This is a genomic window from Paramuribaculum intestinale (assembly GCF_030759015.1).
Taxonomy (GTDB): domain Bacteria; phylum Bacteroidota; class Bacteroidia; order Bacteroidales; family Muribaculaceae; genus Paramuribaculum; species Paramuribaculum intestinale.
On the sequence record NZ_CP098825.1, the window covers coordinates 2,480,137 to 2,501,205 of the forward strand.

The 21,069-nt window shown below is 57.5% G+C and carries 15 protein-coding genes; 14 read left to right on the plus strand and 1 reads right to left on the minus strand.

Annotated elements, in window-relative coordinates; all coding sequences use genetic code 11:
* The first annotated feature begins 5 nt into the window (after positions 1-5).
* From NF347_RS11115 to NF347_RS11135, 5 genes are all read left to right on the plus strand, one after another.
* Positions 6-1,289: a 3-deoxy-D-manno-octulosonic acid transferase gene (locus tag NF347_RS11115; protein WP_107034987.1), complete on the plus strand. Its 1,284-nt coding sequence runs from the start codon at positions 6-8 to the stop codon at positions 1,287-1,289.
* Positions 1,290-1,411: 122 nt separating this feature from the next.
* Positions 1,412-1,654 carry an acyl carrier protein gene (locus tag NF347_RS11120; RefSeq protein WP_107034986.1) on the plus strand — a complete coding sequence of 81 codons (243 nt, stop codon included), beginning with the start codon at positions 1,412-1,414 and terminating at the stop codon, positions 1,652-1,654.
* 187 nt (positions 1,655-1,841) lie between these two features.
* Positions 1,842-3,107 (plus strand): beta-ketoacyl-ACP synthase II, encoded by a 1,266-nt coding sequence (fabF, locus tag NF347_RS11125; RefSeq protein WP_107034985.1) that lies wholly within the window; start codon positions 1,842-1,844, stop codon positions 3,105-3,107.
* A gap of 306 nt (positions 3,108-3,413) precedes the next feature.
* The gene (gene recJ, locus NF347_RS11130) at positions 3,414-5,141 is read left to right on the plus strand and encodes a single-stranded-DNA-specific exonuclease RecJ (RefSeq protein ID WP_107034984.1); all 1,728 of its coding nucleotides are present in this window, start codon (positions 3,414-3,416) and stop codon (positions 5,139-5,141) included.
* Entirely contained in the window at positions 5,138-7,060 is a 1,923-nt protein-coding gene (locus tag NF347_RS11135; RefSeq protein WP_237612967.1) for a RecQ family ATP-dependent DNA helicase, read from the plus strand. Before recJ ends, NF347_RS11135 begins: the two co-directional genes overlap by 4 nt.
* A gap of 158 nt (positions 7,061-7,218) precedes the next feature.
* Here NF347_RS11135 and NF347_RS11140 read toward each other — a convergent pair whose 3' ends face one another.
* Positions 7,219-8,244 (minus strand): ROK family protein, encoded by a 1,026-nt coding sequence (locus NF347_RS11140; protein ID WP_107034983.1) that lies wholly within the window; start codon positions 8,242-8,244, stop codon positions 7,219-7,221.
* Between the two features lie 243 nt (positions 8,245-8,487).
* Here NF347_RS11140 and NF347_RS11145 point away from each other — a divergent pair, with 243 nt between their 5' ends.
* From NF347_RS11145 to NF347_RS11185, 9 genes are all read left to right on the plus strand, one after another.
* A complete protein-coding gene (locus NF347_RS11145; protein ID WP_161953375.1) occupies positions 8,488-10,017 on the plus strand; it encodes a GDSL-type esterase/lipase family protein in 1,530 nt (509 codons plus the stop codon).
* Between the two features lie 129 nt (positions 10,018-10,146).
* Positions 10,147-12,627, plus strand: coding sequence for a glycoside hydrolase family 95 protein (locus NF347_RS11150; RefSeq protein WP_205961044.1), 2,481 nt, complete (start codon positions 10,147-10,149; stop codon positions 12,625-12,627).
* A gap of 171 nt (positions 12,628-12,798) precedes the next feature.
* A complete protein-coding gene (locus NF347_RS11155) occupies positions 12,799-13,995 on the plus strand; it encodes a clostripain-related cysteine peptidase (RefSeq protein ID WP_107034980.1) in 1,197 nt (398 codons plus the stop codon).
* 27 nt (positions 13,996-14,022) lie between these two features.
* Positions 14,023-15,129, plus strand: coding sequence for a mechanosensitive ion channel family protein (locus NF347_RS11160; protein ID WP_107034979.1), 1,107 nt, complete (start codon positions 14,023-14,025; stop codon positions 15,127-15,129).
* A 63-nt stretch (positions 15,130-15,192) separates the two neighbouring features.
* Positions 15,193-16,296, plus strand: coding sequence for a redox-regulated ATPase YchF (gene ychF, locus NF347_RS11165; RefSeq protein ID WP_107034978.1), 1,104 nt, complete (start codon positions 15,193-15,195; stop codon positions 16,294-16,296).
* Between the two features lie 460 nt (positions 16,297-16,756).
* Positions 16,757-17,191, plus strand: coding sequence for a dUTP diphosphatase (gene dut, locus NF347_RS11170; protein ID WP_107035074.1), 435 nt, complete (start codon positions 16,757-16,759; stop codon positions 17,189-17,191).
* Complete coding sequence (locus NF347_RS11175) at positions 17,188-18,945, plus strand: tetratricopeptide repeat protein (protein ID WP_107034977.1); 1,758 nt, start codon at positions 17,188-17,190, stop codon at positions 18,943-18,945. Before dut ends, NF347_RS11175 begins: the two co-directional genes overlap by 4 nt.
* On the plus strand, positions 18,942-19,580 hold the full coding sequence (locus NF347_RS11180; RefSeq protein WP_107034976.1) for a DUF4292 domain-containing protein: 639 nt from the start codon (positions 18,942-18,944) through the stop codon (positions 19,578-19,580). Before NF347_RS11175 ends, NF347_RS11180 begins: the two co-directional genes overlap by 4 nt.
* Positions 19,580-20,929: a murein hydrolase activator EnvC family protein gene (locus NF347_RS11185; protein WP_107034975.1), complete on the plus strand. Its 1,350-nt coding sequence runs from the start codon at positions 19,580-19,582 to the stop codon at positions 20,927-20,929. The genes NF347_RS11180 and NF347_RS11185 overlap by 1 nt, the downstream gene beginning before the upstream one ends.
* Positions 20,930-21,069 lie beyond the last annotated feature (140 nt).

The window sequence follows — 21,069 nt, forward strand, 5'->3', positions numbered from 1 at the left end:
CCGCAATGAACGCGCTCTACAATATCGCCGTGCGGCTCTACGACCTCGGCATACGCGCGGCAGCCGCGCGCAACGCCAAGGCCGCTCTCCTGCGCGACGGACGCCGCCTGACATTCCCCACCCTGGCCTCGGCTCTCGAGCCGGGGCGCAGGTATGTGTGGATCCACGCTGCGTCGCTCGGTGAGTTCGAGCAAGGACGCCCGCTCATCGAGCGCATACGCCACGAGAGCCCGCATACAGGCATCGTGCTCACGTTTTTCTCGCCATCGGGCTACGAAGTGAGAAAAAACTATCGCGGAGCCGACATCGTATGCTACCTGCCCGCCGACACCCCTCGCCAGGCCCGTCGCTTCGTGGAGACCGTCAGGCCTATGGCCGCCATATTCGTGAAATACGAATTCTGGGGCAACCTGCTCGACGAACTGCAGCGACACGACACACCCGTCTACCTGATATCGGCCATCTTCAGGCCCAGACATATATTTTTCAGACCGTGGGGCGGCACATTCAGACGTATGCTCCGCTGCTTCACACACATCTTCGTGCAGGACGAAACTTCACAGCGCCTGCTCTCCGGCATAGGATGCCGCGAGGTGACCGTAGCCGGCGACACACGCTTTGACCGCGTCACCGACATCCTCAACACCACAGTCGAAATGCCCGAGGTGGAACGCTTTGTAGCTCCCTCAGCTTTCACCCTGATAGCCGGAAGCTCATGGCCGGCCGACGAAGAACACTACATCGGCTGGTTCAACTCCGCCCCGGCATCGACACGCCTCATAATAGCCCCCCACGAATTCGACGCAGCACGCATATCTGCCCTGCGCCGGATGCCCGAAGGGGGCGCAATCACCCTGTCGGAGCTCGAAGCCGGCCAGACTCCCGGCGAAGCACGGTGCCTGATCATCGACTGCTTCGGCAAACTCGCCAGCCTCTACCGCTACGCCGACACCGCCCTGATAGGCGGAGGATTCGGTGCCGGAATCCACAACATCAACGAAGCGGCTGTGTACGGCCTTCCGGTGGTGTTCGGTCCACGACACGAAAAATTCAAGGAAGCCACCGACCTTATTCAGTGTGGCGGAGGATTCTGCTACACCGACCGAACCACACTCGACTCCATACTCGACCGCCTCTCGACCGACACCGACTGCCGCGCCAAGGCCGGACAGGCCGCCGGCGACTACGTTCGCAGCCAGCTCGGAGCCACCGACCGGATATGGAACGCCGCCATCGCGCCGCTGTTGTCTTCCGACACCGACTCCGATCCCAAAAAGCGACACTCCTGACTCAAAAACCGATAAAAATCACCTCCGACAGTCAGTTTATAGCCTCAAAGTTTTATCATTTGGAGAAAAATCGCTTACTTTGCACCGCAAAATAGAATTCATTAATCATAAAATCGAAAAAAATGTCAGAAATCGCATCCCGCGTTAAAGCTATCATCGTCGACAAGCTCGGCGTTGACGAGAACGAAGTGACCGAAACTGCAAACTTCACCCAGGACCTCGGCGCTGACAGCCTTGACACCGTAGAGCTCATCATGGAGTTCGAGAAGGAGTTCGGAATCAACATCCCCGACGATCAGGCACAGACCATCGCCACTGTAGGCGACGCCATCAGCTACATCGAGAAGGCTGAGGAGGGCAAGTAATTACCCACCTCATCCATCACCCTACAGCCCCCGTCAAAAGGGGACTATACGCACGCGGCGCATCTCCTCCCTGTTGACGGTGTGCCGCTTGGGCGTTATAGACGCCCGACCGACGTCCCGCACAGCCAATAAGGCCAGCCAGGACAAACAATCCTAAAGCCAACCAATCCACACAGAGATAGAAAGAATGGAATTAAAGAGAGTTGTAGTGACCGGACTCGGAGCCATCACTCCGCTGGGCAACGACGTAGCCTCCACCTGGGAGGCCGCAGTGGCCGGCAAGAGCGGCGCCGCACCCATCACTCATTTTGACGCTTCGAAATTCAAGACCCAGTTTGCCTGCGAGGTAAAGGGCTTCAACGGCGCCGACCATATCGACCGCAAGAAGCTCCGCCAGCTTGACCTCTACGCGCAGTATGCGCTGGTGGCAGCCCGTCAGGCCGTGTCCGACAGCAACATCCTCGAGGCGCCCAACCTCGACCGCAACCGTATCGGCGTCATCGTGGCCGCCGGTATCGGCGGACTCCACACTTTTGAGGAGGAAGCCGGCTACTACGCCATGAACGAAGCCAACGGCCCCAAATACAACCCCTTCTTCATCCCCAAGATGATCGCCGACATCGCGTCGGGACATGTATCGATGGAGTATGAGTTCCACGGCCCCAACTACGGAGTGGTATCAGCCTGCGCATCATCCAACAACGCCATCATCGACGCGTTCAACCTGATCCGCCTCGGCAAAGCCGACGCCTTCGTCACCGGCGGCGCCGAAGCAGCCATCTATCCCGCAGGAGTTGGCGGCTTCAACTCGATGCACGCCCTCTCCACCCGTAACGATTCGCCCGAGACAGCATCGCGTCCCTTCAGCAAGAGCCGCGACGGATTTGTCATCGGCGAAGGATCGGCAGTGCTTATCCTCGAAGAACTTGAGCACGCCAAGGCACGCGGAGCCAAGATCTACTGCGAGATCGCAGGCGGAGGCATGAGCGCCGACGCATACCACCTGACCGCCACCCATCCCGAAGGACTCGGCGCCAAGCTTTCGATGAAGGCAGCGCTCGAAGACGCCGGCATGACCGTGGACGAGATCGACTACATCAACGTACACGGCACCTCAACCCCCGTGGGCGACAAGAGCGAGGTAAAGGCCATCGTGGACCTTTTCGGCCCGGCAGCCTACAAGCTCAACATCAGCTCCACCAAGTCGATGACAGGCCATCTTCTCGGCGCCACCGGAGCACTCGAGGCTCTCTTCAGCATCAAAGCCGTCGAAGAAAACATCGTACCCCCGACCATCAACCACGAAGAGGGCGACGAAGACGAGGATATCGACTACTCCCTCAACTTCACCTTCAACAAAGCGCAGAAGCGCGAAGTGCGCGCAGCGCTCTCCAACGCTTTCGGCTTCGGAGGCCACAACGCCACAGTAATCGTGAAAAAATACGTGGACTAATATCCGCGCATAAAGCCATAACACAAGCTGAAACAGGCGCCGCATCCCTAAGGATACGGCGCCTGTTCGGCTTTTTTCACATCCAAGACATGACCCAAAGCCTATCTCTAAATAAACTTAACATACTTGGATATTCGGGTCGGATTCGCTAACTTTGTAAGCCGGGGCAGGCTCTCTCAACTCTCTTCAGACAGCCGACGACCCCCGACGCTCCTCCGCTCCCCTCTGACAAGGATGCACAGCCCCCGGGCTACGGCATCCACGCGCACCGCGCGTGCTGAAAGGAAATAAAAAATAAAAACATAAATGACAAGCAAATGGAACTATTCAACCCTTTCGTCAGAAGAGCAGAGCTACGAGTCACGACTCTCTAAGCGCTACGCAGCTTGTCCGCCGATAAGCCGTCTGCTTGTGCAGCGCGGCATCACGTCGGTCGAGGAAGCGGAACATTTCTTCCATCCATCGCTCAAGGATCTTCACGATCCGTTCCTTATGCCGGACATGGACAAAGCCGTGGCCCGGCTCAACAAGGCCATGGGGGCGAAAGAGAGGATAATGGTCTACGGCGACTACGACGTGGACGGCACCACCGCCGTGGCGCTCGTCTACCGCTATCTGCGCAACTTCTATTCCAACGTTGAATACTACATCCCGACACGCTACGACGAAGGCTACGGGATTTCGAAGCGTAGCATCGACTACGCAGCCTCGCAGGGCGTAAGCCTTGTGATAATACTTGACTGCGGCATCAAGGCCATAGACGAGATCGACTATGCCCGCAGTCTCGGCATCGACTTCATAATCTGCGACCACCACGTGCCCGACGACCGTCTGCCCGACGCCGTGGCCATACTCAATCCCAAGCTCGAAGGGAGCACATATCCGTGCTCACACCTGTCGGGATGCGGAGTGGGCTACAAGTTCATGCAGGCCTTCGCGATTTCCAACGGCATCCCCGGAGCCGAACTCGAAGGGATGCTCGACCTGGTGGCTGTCAGCATTGCCGCCGACATCGTGCCGATGGTCGACGAAAACCGTATCATGGCCTATCACGGCCTGCGCCGTCTCAACTCCAATCCCAACCTCGGACTCAGAGCGATAATACGCATCTGCGGTCTGAGCGGGCGTGAGATCACCATCTCCGACGTGATCTTCAAGATCGGCCCCCGCATCAACGCCTCCGGACGCATGCAGAGCGGACGTGAGGCCGTGGATCTGCTTGTGGCCCGCGACTCCGCCGAAGCGCACGAAAAAGGGAAGGAGATCGACCGCTACAATCAGGACCGCAAGGAGCTCGACAAACGTATCACCGAAGAGGCCAACGCCATACTCGAGGCCCGCGGCGAGGACTGCTCCGACAAGAAATCGATCGTCATCTACAACAAAGACTGGCATCGTGGCATCATAGGCATCGTGGCCTCGCGCCTTACAGAACTCTATTACAAGCCCGCAGTGGTGCTGACCCTCAACAACGGCATGGCCACCGGCTCGTCGCGCTCGGTGCAGGGCTTTGACGTCTACAAAGCCGTAGAAGCCACCCGCGACATACTCGAGAACTTCGGAGGCCACACCTATGCTGTCGGCCTGTCGCTGAAAGAGGAGAACATACCGGAATTCACACGCCGGTTTGAGGAATACGTATCGGCCAACATACAGCCCAACCAGCTCACTCCCCTGCTTGACATCGACGCACAGATCACATTCGCGCAGATCACCAGCGAGTTTGTGGCAACACTGCGGCGTTTCAACCCGTTCGGGCCGGGCAACCAGAAACCGGTGTTCTGCGCCCGCTCTGTGATGGATTTCGGCACGAGCAAGCTTGTTGGCAAAAACCTCGAGCACATAAAACTCGAACTTGTCGACGACACCTCGGGCAAGGTGTTCAACTGTATCGCCTTCAACATGGCGCAACACTTCGACTACATCCACTCGCGGCGTCCGTTTGACATAGCCTTCACCATCGAGGACAACAAGCATCAGGCAGCCGCCGGAGCCATACAGCTACTGATCAAGGAAATCCGCATTCCCGAATGATGTCACGGCCTAATCAGCCGACACCCGAAGAGATCCTCCGGAAGTACTGGGGCTACGACTCGTTCAGACCGCTTCAAGGAGAGATCATCGCATCGGTGCTGTCGGGACACGACACGCTCGGACTTCTCCCCACCGGAGGAGGCAAATCGCTGACGTTTCAGGTGCCGGGAATGATACTACCGGGACTGACGGTCGTGGTCACCCCGCTGATTTCGCTCATGACCGACCAGGTCGACAATCTGGCGCGGCGCGGCATACGCGCCGTGTGCCTGCACTCCGGACTGACACGCGCCGAGCACAAACTCGGGGTGGACCGCTGCAACGCCGGACATGCGAAATTCCTATACATCTCGCCCGAAAAGCTGCAGAGCGATACGTTTCTCGACACGCTGCGCCACATCGACGTCAGCCTGATCGTCGTCGACGAAGCTCACTGCATATCGCAATGGGGATATGACTTCCGTCCCTCCTACCTCAACATCGCCCGGCTGCGGACACTGTTTCCCGACGTTCCGCTTCTGGCGCTGACAGCCTCGGCCACTCCCGAAGTGCGCGCCGACATCATGGAGCGCCTCGGCTTCGAAGGCCGGAGGGTGTTCGCCGCAAGCTTTGCCCGCTCCAACATATCCTACATAGTCAGGGCGGCCGATCACAAGGACGGACTGCTTCTGAAAGCGCTGCGTGGAACCTCTGGCTCGGCCATAGTCTACGTCAGATCACGACGACGCACGCGCGAGATAGCCGACATGCTTCAGGCCGAAGGCATATCGGCGGCACATTATCACGCCGGACTGGAGATCGAAGAGAAAAACGAGAGACAGAAACAATGGAAGGAGGGGCATATACGTGTCATGGTGGCCACCAACGCCTTCGGCATGGGGATCGACAAGCCCGACGTGCGCTTCGTGGCCCACTACGATCTGCCGCCATCGCTCGAAGAATACTATCAGGAGGCAGGCAGAGCCGGACGCGACGGCAAGCCGTCGTATGCTCTCACGATAGCCTCGCGCCACGACCGCGCCACACTCATGCGCAGACTCGCCGACGCCTTTCCGCCACGCGACTTCATCAAGGAGATCTATTCACAGGTGTGTGTGTCGCTCGGTATCGCCATCGGCGACGGCTACAATGCCGTCTACGAATTTGATCTCGACGACTTCTGCCGCAGGTTCGGCCGACAACCCCGCATGACTCGCAGCGCCATAGAACTGCTGGCCCGCTCCGGCTACTGGCAGTATGTCGACGACGTCGCCTCCCGGTCGAGAATCATGCTCACCATGCGACGCGACGAGCTCTACGGACTGCGCCTCGAAAAGACCGATGAGGATGTGCTGCAACAGCTGCTGCGAACCTATACAGGCCTGTTTGCCGACTATGTTGCCATCAACGAAAACCAGATAGCCGGACGACTGGGGCTGACAGCCGACGAGATCTACCAGTCGCTTCTATCACTGGGGCGACACCATGTGGCAAGCTATGTGCCCGCATCAAACAAGCCCTACATCTACTTCCTGACATCACGCGACGAGCAGCGCTACGTGCAGATACCCGTCAGCGTCTACGAGCAGCGCAGGGAGGTCATGAAGCGACGTCTCGACGCCATGGCCGACTTCGTGTTCAATGCAGGTTCATGCCGTGTGGTCCGCATGCTCCAGTACTTCGGCGAGAAGGATGCCTGCCGATGCGGCAACTGCGACGTGTGCCGTGAGTCAAGGCAGTCTACGCCTGGGCAGACTGCCGACTCCTGCACGATGGAACAGACCATCGTTTACATCGCGTCACAGCCCGGCGGACACACGCTCGACCACATTGCGCTGCAGCTCCAGCGACCCGTCAAGGAGTTGATACCTGTCGTGCGCAGGATGCTCGACGAAGGAGTGCTGAGGCTCGAAGGCCTCAATATCATAAGTAACTCATAGAGCCTGCAGTCACGACGACTGACCATGCCCCCGCTCACCCGAACAACGACGTGTCAAAATAACATCCCCTCACGGCCTCACGGTCGCAAGGGGACATGCCATTTAACTAAACTTATGATTCTTTGCAAAAGTAGTCTGTTTCAAGAGCCGCTACCCGTTCAGGGCTGCGGCGCGGCCGGCGTGGCGGATGCCGGCGGAGGGGTGATGGCCACGCCGATAGGTTTGGCTTCCCAACCGAGAGCGCTTGCGCCCAGTATCGCGGCATCGGCTTCGCGAAGCTCCGACTGGAGCACCTTCACCTTGCCCTTGTAGATGCTGAGCATATTGCGCTCCATAGCCTCGCGGAGAGGCTTGAGGAGCAGCTCGCCACTCTTGGCGAGTCCGCCGAACAGCACGAATGCCTCGGGCGACGAGAATGCCGTGAAGTCAGCGAGTGCCTCGCCGAGTATTGTGCCGGTATAGACGAAGATCTCCTTCGCTATCTTGTCACCGGCCATTGCGGCGTCGTAGACATCCTTCGACGTGATGGCGTCGACGGGTATGTCACGGAGCGTCGAGGGCTCGGTGCGGATTTCGAGAAATTCGCGTGCGGTGCGCGCCACTCCGGTGGCCGAGCAATATGTCTCGAGACAACCGGCGCGTCCGCATCCACAGAGGCGTCCGTTGTTGCGCTTCACGATCACGTGGCCAAGCTCTCCGGCAAAGCCGTCGTGGCCATAGACGAGCTGACCGTTGATCACGATACCGCTGCCGACACCGGTGCCGAGCGTGATCATTATGAAGTCCTTTATGCCACGTGCGACACCGTAGGTCATCTCACCTATAGCAGCCGCGTTGGCGTCGTTGGTGATCGCCACGGGGATACCGAACTTCTCCGAAAGCAACTGCGCGAAAGGCACCGGGGTGGGCCATGGAAGGTTGACGCCGTCCTCTATCATGCCGGTGAAATAGTTGGCATTGGGAGCGCCCACGCCTATGCCGAAGATCTTGCCTTCGGCGTCGATCGCGCGAACAAGCCTCATGGTTTCCGTATATAGCTCGTCGATATAATCGTTTATATTCGAATGTTTTTTCGTTTTGATCGAGTCGCTCGTCAAAACCACGCCGCGAGCATCGACAATGCCGAACACCGTATTGGTGCCACCCATGTCGATACCGATCACATAAGGCTTGCTGTTTACCATCGTAGTTTGATTTAAGAGAATTACTTTTCTTTACGTCCCTGCAAAGTTAATGTAAATCCTGAAAACTCCTTATGATTTAATATTTTTTTGCGTTTCAAAACGGCCACACTTTACTTCACGCCGGAGGATGTCGCGAGCCGGAGGGTGAAGAAAAACGACAAAAGCAACCCGGTTTTCATTACAGAATGTTTAATTTTGCCAATGTCAAACAGACAAAACCTCACAAACCACAACCCGACTGCCATGGACAAATCATTATCGCGAGTCATGCTGAAGTCATCAATCATTGCGGCGCTCACAGCTGTATGCGCTCCCGTCGGCGCATACACCCATCCGGACTCCACGCTATGGCACGATCCCTCATGCAAAACACAGATTATCCACGAAGAGAACCACACGCCGGCATTGCTTTACGCTGTACCTTCGACCGTTTTCTTCACCGACTCCAAGGAGATCAAGACAAGAGCGACCACTGACGATGCGGGACGGCTATACCACGTTGACCGCGACGGCGTATGGCATTTATGCCGACCCGCAAATACAGCGCCATATCTGACATATCATGCCAAGGCAACGCATGGAGCCAGTGAGGAATATCGCTACTATCCGCCACTGACACATCATGTGTCACATATTGAGATAGGCACGGAGTCGGGAGCCACATTCAGATTTGCAGCAGCTGACTCCTCACGTCCGATCATCGTGTTTTGCAGCGATGACACCGAAGCAGGAGTGGAATGGATCACCGACATGCAGCGCAATCTTGACCTGCCGACCGCAATCATGACGATATCATGCGTCGGAAAAACCGATACGGCAATCACCGCCCTGACAAAGCAAACCACAGCCAGGCTATACATCCTCGACTTCACAGACAGCACCGATACCGACCCACGATCATACGCCGCGACAATAACAGGCGTCATCAGTGAAACAGGACAGAACAGCCCGGCAACGCCGATTCTCGTCGTCAGCGACAGCAAAGTGATTCAGGCCGTATGCGACTCGATCAACCACAGCACATCCGCAACCATCCATTACCTTCCGACTCCTGACGCCAGACGACGCGCCTCGTCGGTAGAAACGAAAGTGAGGGAGATACTGGGCATGAGGCAGGGCAACGCACCGACGTGCGTCGAAGTCAGCCAGCGACGCGATATCGGAGCATACGACTGGCATCAACGCCATCATGACATCTGCCATTACATTGACAGCGCACGGCCATCCAATCTGATTATCGGCAATTCCATCGTGCACTACTGGGGCGGCAAGCCGGGCAATATCCGCGTACATGGCCCGGAGACATGGCGCACGACAATGGAACCTGAAGGATTCGTCAACATGGGGTGTGGATGGGACAAGATCGAGAATGTGCTGTGGCGAGTGTACCACGGCGAACTTGACGGAACGGATGCCGAAAACATCGTGGTCATGATCGGCACCAACAACATCGCGTTCAATACACCCGACGAGATCGCCGAGGGTATCGGACACCTCGTAGAAGCGATCGAAACGCGACAGCCTGACGCTCGCATCATACTCGCCGGACTACTTCCGCGGCGCAACCTCGAACCTACAGTAGCGACCATCAACAGACTGCTTGAGCAGATCGCTAAAGATAAGGGCGCCCGATATATAAATCCGGGCATCATGATGCTGCAATCCGACGGCAAAATCAACGAGAGCCTCTTTATCGACGGACTTCACCCCAACGACAAAGGCTATGCCATAATAGCCCCACAGATAGTCGCCGCCATGAAGCGCAAAAAATGAAACGGAGCCTTCACAATCCCCCAAACATCAAAAAAACACTACAAGACACAGAAACTTACAGTTTCATTCACTAATTTTGTAGAATCACTCACACCGGGGCACCGCTCCATGAAAAAACATATCCACAGCATGAAATTCAAGACAATCATCGCATCGTTAGCGCTGATCCCTGCGGCTGCCATAGCCGGATGCGAAGGAGAAAAGGCCACAATACCCTCACCCGACGAGTACATCGCCGGCAACTCCATCTGGTTTGACACTCCCACATCTTCGCAAATGAGCGAACCATGGAAGATACACGATTTCTCAGGCTCTCCCGTCAACCCCGACAGAGAATGGGAGTCGCGCTCGCTTCCTATCGGCAACGGCTCGCTTGGCGGATCGATACTCGGATCCGTCGGGAGGGAGCGTGTGGTAATCAACGAAAAGACGCTATGGACGGGAGGCCCCGGCACAGGGACCGAGCAATACTGGGCCATGAACCGCAAGGTGAATCCGGCCACGCTCGACTCCATACGCCAGTTGCTTGCAAAAGGCGACAAAGCAACGGCCGGACGCATGGTGTCGGCCGAATTCCGCGGCACGGTAGACTATGACCGCCATCGCTTCGGCACCTATACCGAAATGGGCGAACTGCTTGTGAACACCTCGATCGACGAGTCGGCGGTGAGCGATTACCGCCGTGTGCTCAACATCGACAAATCGGTGGCTCTGGTCAGCTTCACCGCCGACAGTGTGAAATATGCGCGCCGCTATTTCTGCTCCTATCCCGACAGCGTGATGGTGTGGCGATTCCAGTCGGAAGGCGGCTTGCAGAATCTTGAGCTCGCTTTCGTCACCCCACAGACGATTGACAAAGTGACAGCCGTCGACGGCAACAGCCTCCTCTATCAGGGTCACATAGACAACAACGGCATGCAGTGGGCCATGCGTGTCGAAGCCCGCGTGAACGGAGGCGGCACTGTCAAAACCGACGCCGACACACGCACCCTCTCTGTCAGCGGCACCGACGACGTGGTATTCCTCATAGCCGGCGACACCGACTACCGAATGAACTTCGATCCTGACCCCGCTGATCCAAAAGCTTTTGTCGGAGGCGATCCGGCAGTCATCGTCAACAAGATCATCGACACTGCCTCGCGCAAGAGCTACGACAAGCTCTACGCCGACCATCTCGCCGACTACCGCAGCCTATACGACAGAGTGAAGCTCGCCATCAACCCCGGAGAGCAACGCCCCGCCCCGCTGCCCACCGACCGCCGTCTGGCCGCCTACCGCGACTGCGCTGCCGACCACGGTCTGGAAGAAACCTATTTCAACTTCGGACGATATCTGCTCATATCATCGTCGCGTCCCGGCAGTATGCCGGCCAACCTGCAGGGAATCTGGCACAACAATCTCGACGGACCGTGGCGCGTGGATTACCACAACAACATCAACGTGCAGATGAACTACTGGCCTGCAACATCGACCAACCTGCTCGAATGCTTCGTGCCATATATAGACTATATCCGCGGCCTTGTCAAACCGGGTGAAAACACAGCCCGCGACTACTGGAACGCCCGCGGATGGACAGCCGGCATATCCACAAACATATTCGGGTTCACCGCTCCGCTCAACTCGGGCGACATGACATGGAACTACAACCCGAGCGCCGGTCCCTGGCTCGCGTCGCAGATATGGGAATACTACGATTATACCCGCGACACCGACTGGCTCCGCGAAACAGGCTATCCGATCATAAAGTCGAGCGCCGACTTCGCTTCCGACCTGCTCTATAAGAACGGAGACACCTACACGGCCGCCCCGAGCTATTCGCCTGAACATGGGCAGTGCGATCTCGGAGCCACCTACGCCAACGCCGTCACCCGTGAGATATTGCTTGACGCGATAGAGGCCGCCCGGATACTCGATACCGACCAGGAGTCAGTCAAAGAATGGCAGAGCCTTCTCGACAGCATCGCCCCCTACCGCATAGGCAGCCACGGACAGCTTCAGGAGTGGAGCGACGACATCGATGATCCCAACGACCTTCACCGCCACACCAACCATCTGTTTGGACTGCATCCCGGACGCTCGATCAATGCCATGACCGATACCCTACTGGCTAACGCTGCCCGTCAGACGCTCCGCGAACGCGGCGATGCCGCCACCGGCTGGAGCATGGGCTGGAAACTCAACCACTGGGCACGCCTCTTCGACGGCGACCACGCCTATACGCTCTTCAAAAACCTGCTGCGCCAGGGCACAGCCGACAATCTCTGGGACGTCCACCCGCCATTCCAGATCGACGGCAACTTCGGCGGCACGGCCGGCATAGCCGAACTGTTCATGCAGAGCCACACGGGCACGATCAACCTTCTGCCGGCTCTTCCGTCGGACTGGGCCGACAGCCAGATCGAAGGCCTGCTTGCTCGCGGAAATTTCGAAGTATCGGTATATGCCCGCGGCGGCAATCTCGACCATGCGCTTATCAAGTCAGTCAAAGGAGGTCCGTGCAAGATCGCCTACCGCGGACTTGAGACATCGGTCGACACCAAGCCCGGCGACATCGTCAAGATCACAGCCGACGAAAACGCGGGAACACTCACCGCAACCATCGGCCACTGACACCGGCGACTGACCGGCACTTACACAGACAACTACAGCCCCTACAGCTACGCTGTGTCGAAATGCAATATTTCGACACAGCGTAGCTGATTTACTTCCTTATGCCAACCGCCCTTTTTCGCCATCTGCGGCAAAATTCGTAACTTTGCAAAATCTCCCACAACTTCACACATGAGAAGACACCTTACCAACATATTCACTTCATTGCTTGCGGTCATATCGGCCGCAGTGATGCCGTCATGCTCAGGCTCCGACGAACCGACACCGGAACCTGAACCTGATGCGACAGACCGCACCATACTCGTCTATATGGTGGCCGACAACAACCTCGGTTCGTATTACCATGTCGATGACGACAACATCGCACAGATGGAGGCGGCCGCCCGTGCCGGTCACCTCAACGGCGGCAATTTAGTGGTGTATCACGACGGCGCTTCATCGGCGCCCGAGCTCCGCGTCATCACCCCCGAACAGACCATCGTCATCAAATCCTATTCCGAGAACGAATCGAGTCTGTCGGTCAGCCGGATGCAGCAGGTGATCGAGGATGTGCGCACCCTGTTTCCCGCCACACAGCGCGGGCTTGTCATGTGGAGTCATGGCACAGGATGGCTCGACGACGCGGCTTCACGCACCACAGCGTCGACCTACTCCTTCGGGCAGGATGACAACTCCTCGGCCGGACGAACCACAATGAAGATCACCACACTCGCGCAGGCTCTCGACGGCGAAGACTTCGACTTCATCTATTTCGACTGCTGCCTCATGGCAAGCGTCGAAGTGGCCTATCAGCTGCGCACAGCCGCCAAAGCGATCATATCGTCGGGCACCGAACTGCCAATTGAAGGGATGCCATACGCGGTCAACATCCCTGCCATGTTCGAACAGGATCTTGATCTTTCGAAAATCGCGGCCAACACACTTGATTTCTACCTCGGCCCAACGGTACAATACAAATACTGCACAATCTCCGTGGTGATGACCGAACCGCTGCAGCAGCTCGCGCAGGCCACCGCCGACATCATGCGCACCGGCGCCACACCGCCGTCAAACTATGTCAGAGTGCCATATTTCCGCCGCAGCGTGCCCTCCTACACATGGGACATGGCCGATTATATCCGCGCGCTGCCCGTCGACCCGCGACTGCTCGACGCATGGAACGACGCTTTCGGCCGCACAGTAGTATATGCCGGAGCTACGCCGCAGAGCTACGGCCTCGACATGAGCCGCCACACAGGCCTCGGATGCTTCATACCGTCGGTCACCACCGACAGCCAGGGGATAAAATCCATCAGATGGTATAACCACCGCGACCTCGACTGGCACCGCGACGTCACCTCGCTCAATCCCTCCTACCATATCGACTGAACACTACATCCGAACACATAACACTACATGATGATACACAATTTTTACAGACTGCTCTCTCAGATACCTATCTCGCTACCCTCCGACTCGATCCCTGACGCGGCGCAGGATCTCAAAGCGCTGAAGTCACTGTCGTTCGACGAACTGATCAACCGCATGGTATCGGGTCTGATAGAGTTCGCCATACATCTGGCAATAGCCATAGTGGTGTTCTATGCCGGCAAATTCATCATCAAGCGCCTCTTCACCATCACCGCCACGATACTCCACCGGCGCAACGTCGAACAGTCGCTGACCACCTTCGTGCTGAGCTTTATCAAGATATTGCTCTACTTCATACTGATCATCACCGTCATAGGCATACTTGGCATCAACACATCTTCATTCCTGGCCGTATTCGCATCGGTCGGCGTCGCCATCGGTATGGCACTGAGCGGCACCCTCCAGAACTTTGCCGGAGGAGTGCTGATACTGCTCCTCAAGCCCTATCGTATCGGCGACTATATCGAAGCGCAGGGATTTGCCGGCACTGTGACCGAAATACAGATATTCCACACCATCATCTGCACTCCCGACAACAAATCGATCATCATACCCAACGGCGGGCTGTCGACCGGCAGCATCAACAACTGGTCGCGCCAGGAGTATCGCCGGGTACAGTGGGATATAGGCATTTCATACGGCGACAGCTTCGAGACGGCCGAAAAAGCCATACTCGACATATTGGCCGGCGAACCTCTTGTAGTGCGCGCCGCCGACGTAAAGCCCGAAGAAGTCGATCCGGACAGCGACAGCAACGGAATCAAAACGGCATCGGACAGCGAGATGTCGCAGAAAAGTTCCTGGCTGCGCCGCCTATTCAGCTCTCCGCGCCGCAGGCTTCTCGCCCACCAGCGTCAGACCGAGGCCGCCATACGCGCACTGACAAAAGTGCCCGTGACCGATCCTACGGTAGACATTGCATCGCTCGCCGACAGCAGCGTCAACCTCACGGTACGCGCCTGGGCCCGGACATCGGACTACTGGGGACTCTACAACTCCGTCATACGCCGCATCTACACCGAGCTGCCCGCCTCCGGCGTAAGCTTCCCCTTCCCGCAGATGGACGTGCACATAGTCAGCACCCCCGAATGACGGTTGGCGATTTGGAAGATAGTAAGTAACTTTGCACACCAAAACACGAAAATCACTGAAATCATGGCATTACAATGCGGCATAGTAGGCCTGCCCAACGTAGGCAAGTCAACCCTTTTCAACTGTCTGTCGAACGCCAAGGCGCAGTCGGCCAATTTCCCGTTCTGCACCATCGAGCCGAACGTCGGAGTCATAACCGTCCCTGACGACCGTCTGACAAAACTCGTCGAGATGTGCCAGCCCAAGAGCGTGGTACCCGCCACCGTGGAGATTGTCGACATAGCCGGACTGGTGAAAGGAGCCAGCAAAGGCGAGGGACTTGGCAACAAGTTTCTGGCCAACATCCGTGAAACGGACGCTATCATCCACGTGCTCCGCTGCTTCGACGATGACAACATCACCCATGTCGACGGCTCGGTAGATCCCGTGCGCGACAAAGAGATAATAGACTACGAGCTGATGGTGAAGGATCTTGAAACCGTCGACTCGCGCATGGCCCGCACCCAGAAACAGGCTCAGACCGGCGGCGACAAAACGGCAAAGCTGCAGTATGAAGTGCTGTCGGCCTATCACGACGCACTGTCGGCGGGACGCCCGGCGCGCTCGGTGAAGTTTGATACGGTCGACGAGCAGCGCTTTGCCCGCGAACTGTGCCTGCTCACCGACAAGCCTGTGCTCTACGTGTGTAACGTCGACGACTCGTCGGCAGCCACCGGCAATGCCTACGTGGAGGCTGTCAGAAAAGCGATCGAAGGCGAGAACGCACAACTGCTGATAGTGGCCGCACAGACCGAAGCCGAGATAGCCGAACTCGACACCTTCGAGGAGCGCCGCGAATTTCTGGAATCGATCGGCCTCGAAGAGAGCGGCGTGTCGCGCCTCATACGCGCGGCCTATTCGCTGCTCGACCTTCAGACCTACTTCACAGCCGGCCCCGACGAAGTGAGAGCCTGGACATTCATGCGCGGCAGCAAAGCCCCAAAATGCGCCGGAATCATCCACACCGACTTCGAGAAGGGATTCATACGCGCCGAAGTGATCAAATATCCCGACTACGTGTCGCTCGGTTCAGAAGCCGCTGTCAGAGCCGCCGGCAAGATGGGAGTCGAAGGCAAAGAGTATGTGGTGGAAGACGGCGACATAATGCACTTCCTCTTCAACGTATGACACCGCTACGTGCGGTCTGAACCCACCCTCACCGCCACACGCAGATAAAACGCAAAGGAGGAGCCGGCTGAGCCGACTCCTCCTCTCACGTTTCAACTATTTATTTATGAGAGCCCTGCAGCCCGGTATCACTACCCGATCAACAGGGACGAGGGATGTAGAATTGCATATAGTCCTGTTGGTGCGTCACGTTCAATAGTCTTTCAAACATCTATGCGTTTCAGTAAAGACAACAATCCTGGAGCGCAAAATGACTTATCCGCCCATACATAAAAGAACTTAAAAAAACTCAAAAATAGGGTGCCTTGAATCTGTCACCCGCCATTTTTGGCATAAAAATAAAGCGGATTGAGATATTTTTGGGTAATTTTGTTGTTTGAATCCTTGAGCAGTATGAAACTGTTACAGCATACATGCTCTTAATCGTCAATCACGAAATCATCGAATACAAATGGACAGAGTGACTGTAAAGATCGTCAACCGTTCGGGCCACAGTCTGCCCACCTACGAAACTCCTCAGGCCGCCGGAATGGATGTCCACGCATGCCTGGAGGCGCCCGTCACGCTCATGCCTATGGAGCGCGCCCTGATCCCTACCGGGCTGCGCATAGCACTTCCCGAAGGCTATGAATGCCAGATGCGTCCCCGCAGCGGCCTGGCTCTCAAAAGCGGCATAACACTTGTAAACACCCCCGGCACCGTCGACGCCGACTATCGCGGCGAGATCGGCGCCATATTGATCAACCTGTCCGACAAGCCGTTCACCATTAACGACGGCGAGCGCATCTGCCAGATGGTAGTGACGCGCTATTCGCAGGTGGAATGGGAGCCCGCCGAACAACTTGAGGCTACCCGGCGCGGCGACGGAGGATTCGGACATACCGGACTCGAATGATGAACACCACCACGACAATGCGCATGGCCGCCCTGCTGGCCGCCATAGCCGTAGGCATCGCCGCCATAGGCGCCCGACAGCGCCACGACCGCAACGCCGAGGCCGACACGCGCAAGGCCGACTACATCTTTCTCGAAGGGCAGCGACAGAACCAGACCGGGCATCCCGACGCCTACTACGAGCTGCTCAAACGCGCCCACGAGCTTGACTCCTCTGACAAATACGTAGGCATGGAGCTGGGCTACATGCGCATGAGGCTCGCCAGAGGCGACAGCGCCGAAATGGCCCGGGGCTACCAGCTCATGGCCGACTATGCGGACTCCAATCCCGACGACTTCTATGGATGTGTGCTCTTTGCCGCCGTATCGTCGCAGATCGGACGCAACGACCGCGCCATAGACGTATGGGGGCGGCTTCACAACACCCAACCTCACCGTCCCGAACTGACACTCCGGCTGGCCGAAGCGCTGACCGCCGAAGGCTCGGACAGCGCGCTCGCCAAGGCCGGACTGCTCTACGACTCGCTGTGGACATCGGAAGGCCCGAGCGTGCGCCTGGCCCAGATGATGGTGCAGCTACACTATCAGCAGGGCGACACCGCCGCGATGATCGCCGACGCCCGCCGGCTCGTGAACGCGGCTCCCGGAGTGGTGGACTACAACATATTCGCCGGCAATGTGGAGATGGATCTCGGCGACACCGACTCGGCGCTCGTCTACTTCAACCGCGCCGTGGAGATCGATCCCGGCAGCGGCATCGCCTACTACTCGCGCGCCAACTACTACAACGCCACCGGCGACAGCGCCGCCTACGACGCCGACATATTCCGCGCCCTCGAACAGGAGAGCCTCGACGTGGCTCCCAAACTGCAGATCATACGCGACTACACCGCGTCGCTCTATCAGGACTCCGTGCAGCAGCCCCGCATCGACAAGATGTACAAGCGGCTCGTGGAACTGCATCCTCATGAAGCCGACGTACGCAACCTCTACCGCGACTATCTCATAGCGATCAACGACTACGAAGGAGCGGCCGAGCAATCATCTTACTCGCTCGACATCAACCCCAACGACGAACGGCAGTGGCTCGCACTGACAAGCCTCTACATGCAGAGCGGGCGGATGGATAACGCCGTGAGCACAGCCGAACGCGGGCGGCATTTCTTCCCCGAAAACCCCACCCTGCCTATACTCGAGGCTGCCGGACTGACACAGATCGAGCAATACGACTCGGCGCTCGTCATGCTCGGAGTGGCACGCATGATCACCCCTCCCGATGACACCGAACTGCTCAGCGACATAGCCACCGCACGCGGCGACGCACGATATGCCAAAGGCGATCTCGACAGCGCCTTCGCCGACTACTCCCAGGCACTCGCGCTGAATCCGGAGAACATGACCGCGCTCAACAACTGCGCCTATTATCTCGCCTGCGAAAACCGCGATCTCGACCGCGCCATGGATATGATATTGAAAGTAGTGGCCGCGCGTCCCGAAGAGGCGACCTCGCTCGACACCTACGCGTGGGTGCTCTTCATGAAGAAGGAATACGAGCAGGCACGCGAGGCCATTGACAACGCCATGGCACACACCGACGACCCGTCGGCCGAACTCTACGAACACGCAGGCGACATCTATTTCATGGACCGCAAGCCGCAGGAAGCTGTAGCCTTCTGGAAAAAAGCCCTCCAGCTCGATCCGGAGAATGAAACGCTTGCACGAAAAATACGTCTGAAAAATATCTACACCGAATGAAACGTCTAAACCTGACCACAGTCACCGCGATAATAATGACTCTGCTGGCCACAGCATGTCTGGAAGGATGCCGCAGCCACAAGGAGAGCGCCGTGACGGCCACATCGCAATGGAGCGCGCTCAGCATCCCCGTGAAGATCCGGATAGCAGAGCCGCAGAAGGCATCGCTCAGCGGCACCGCCATATTCGAACGCGGCCGCGCGGTCAACCTGTCGTTCAGAATGCTCGGCATGGAGGTGGCACAGGCCCGGCTGACCGCTGACTCGGCCATGGTGATCGACAAATTCCACAAGAAGTATATCTGTGTCGATCCGGCCGACTTCATGCGTCGCTCCGGACTCGACATGACCACCCTCCAGAACCTGCTGCTCGGCATTGACGACACTGCATCGAGCGCCACCGTCAGGGGCAGCTCCGACGCGATCTCCATAGAGCAGACCGATCCGACCGCTACACCCTACGGTACGATGGCCGCAAAGACAACGTGGCGCTCCGAGATCAAAGGAAAGAGCATCAGCGGCACCATCGAATGGGACTTCGGACGGGCACGCTGGAACGATGACGCGACCGCACGGCCTATAACCATTCCCGAAGGATACAGCGAAGTAGATCTGACGAAACTGCTAACCCTCTAATGAGATCAATCATCACATTTCTTGCCGCCGCACTCATCGTAGCAGCCACTGCCGACGCAGCGACACAGAAAAAACGTCGGGCGAAGCGCGACATCAACAGCGTGCGCACCGAACAGCGAGATACGAAACGCGAGATAGCCGAAACCTCGAAAAAAATCACGGCCAACACACGCGAGACAAGCCGGCAGCTCGCACGGCTCAATGCCCTCTCGGGCGAAATCACCAACACCACGCGTGAAATCGGAAAAATGCAGCAGGGAGTCGACTCGCTCGACAGCCGCATAGCAGCCACCGCCGATTCAATAGCCGCGCTGCAAAGCCGCGTGGAGGCGATGCGACAGGCCTACGCCTCGGCGTTGAGAAGTACCCAGGGGAGCAACGGAGCGATGAACACTCTCGCCTTCATATTCTCATCCGAAACATTCAGCCACGCATGGCAGAGAGTACGCTACCTGCAACGCTTCGGCCAGTGGCGACGCAACCAGACAGAGCGCATCAGCCGCGCAGCCGATTCGCTCGAGCTCCATCGCCTTGGCCTCGACACCCTCCGCCGCGAGCGCAGCGTGGCCGTGGCACGCATGTCGCTGTCACAGCGGCAGCTTGAGGCACAACGCAAGGAAACCGACCAGCTCGTGGGCAAGCTGCGCAGCGAAGGATCATCGCTCAAAGCTCTTCTTAAAGAGAAAGAGCGGAAAGCTCGCGCCCTCGACAGCGAACTTGACAAACTGATAGCCGAAGAACAACGCCGGCGGGAGAAAGAGCAGCGCGAGGCCGAACGCCGCGAAAAGGAAGCGCAGCGCAAAGCCGGTAATGCAAAATCGACCGGCAAAGCCACTGCCGAAGCGAAAACACCGGCAACCTCCACTGCGGCGAAACCTACCAAATCCACAGCAGCCGCTCCGACAAGCGTCGCAGCTGCCGACCGCGCCCTCACAGGAAGCTTCGAGAGCAACAAGGGACGGCTCTTGTTTCCTGTGGCCGGACGCTACCGTGTGGTACGCGGATTCGGACGCCAGAAACACCCCGAACTCGAACATGTGGAGACCGACAATTCAGGCATCGACATAGAGGCCGTAGGGGGCGGCAAAGCCCGCGCAGTGTTCAAGGGCCGGATATCTGAAATATTCAAGCAGCCCGGCTACGGCACGATCATCATGGTGCGTCACGGCAACTACCTGACCATCTACGCCAATCTATCGCAGATTGATGTCCATAAAGGGCAGGATGTAGATGCCGGACAGACACTCGGCACCATATATCCCGACCCTGACGAAGATGACCGCTCCATACTTCACTTCGAGCTGCGCAAAGAGCGCACCAAGCTCAACCCGATGCTCTGGGTGAAATAACGCCCGGGAACGGAACCCGGTGCCATAACAGCTCCGGCAACATTCTATGCCACGCCGATAAAATCAAAAGAATATAAATCAGGCCGCGACTTGCTGAAGCCGCGGCCTGATTTTATAAGCTACCCGCATGAATAGGCTGC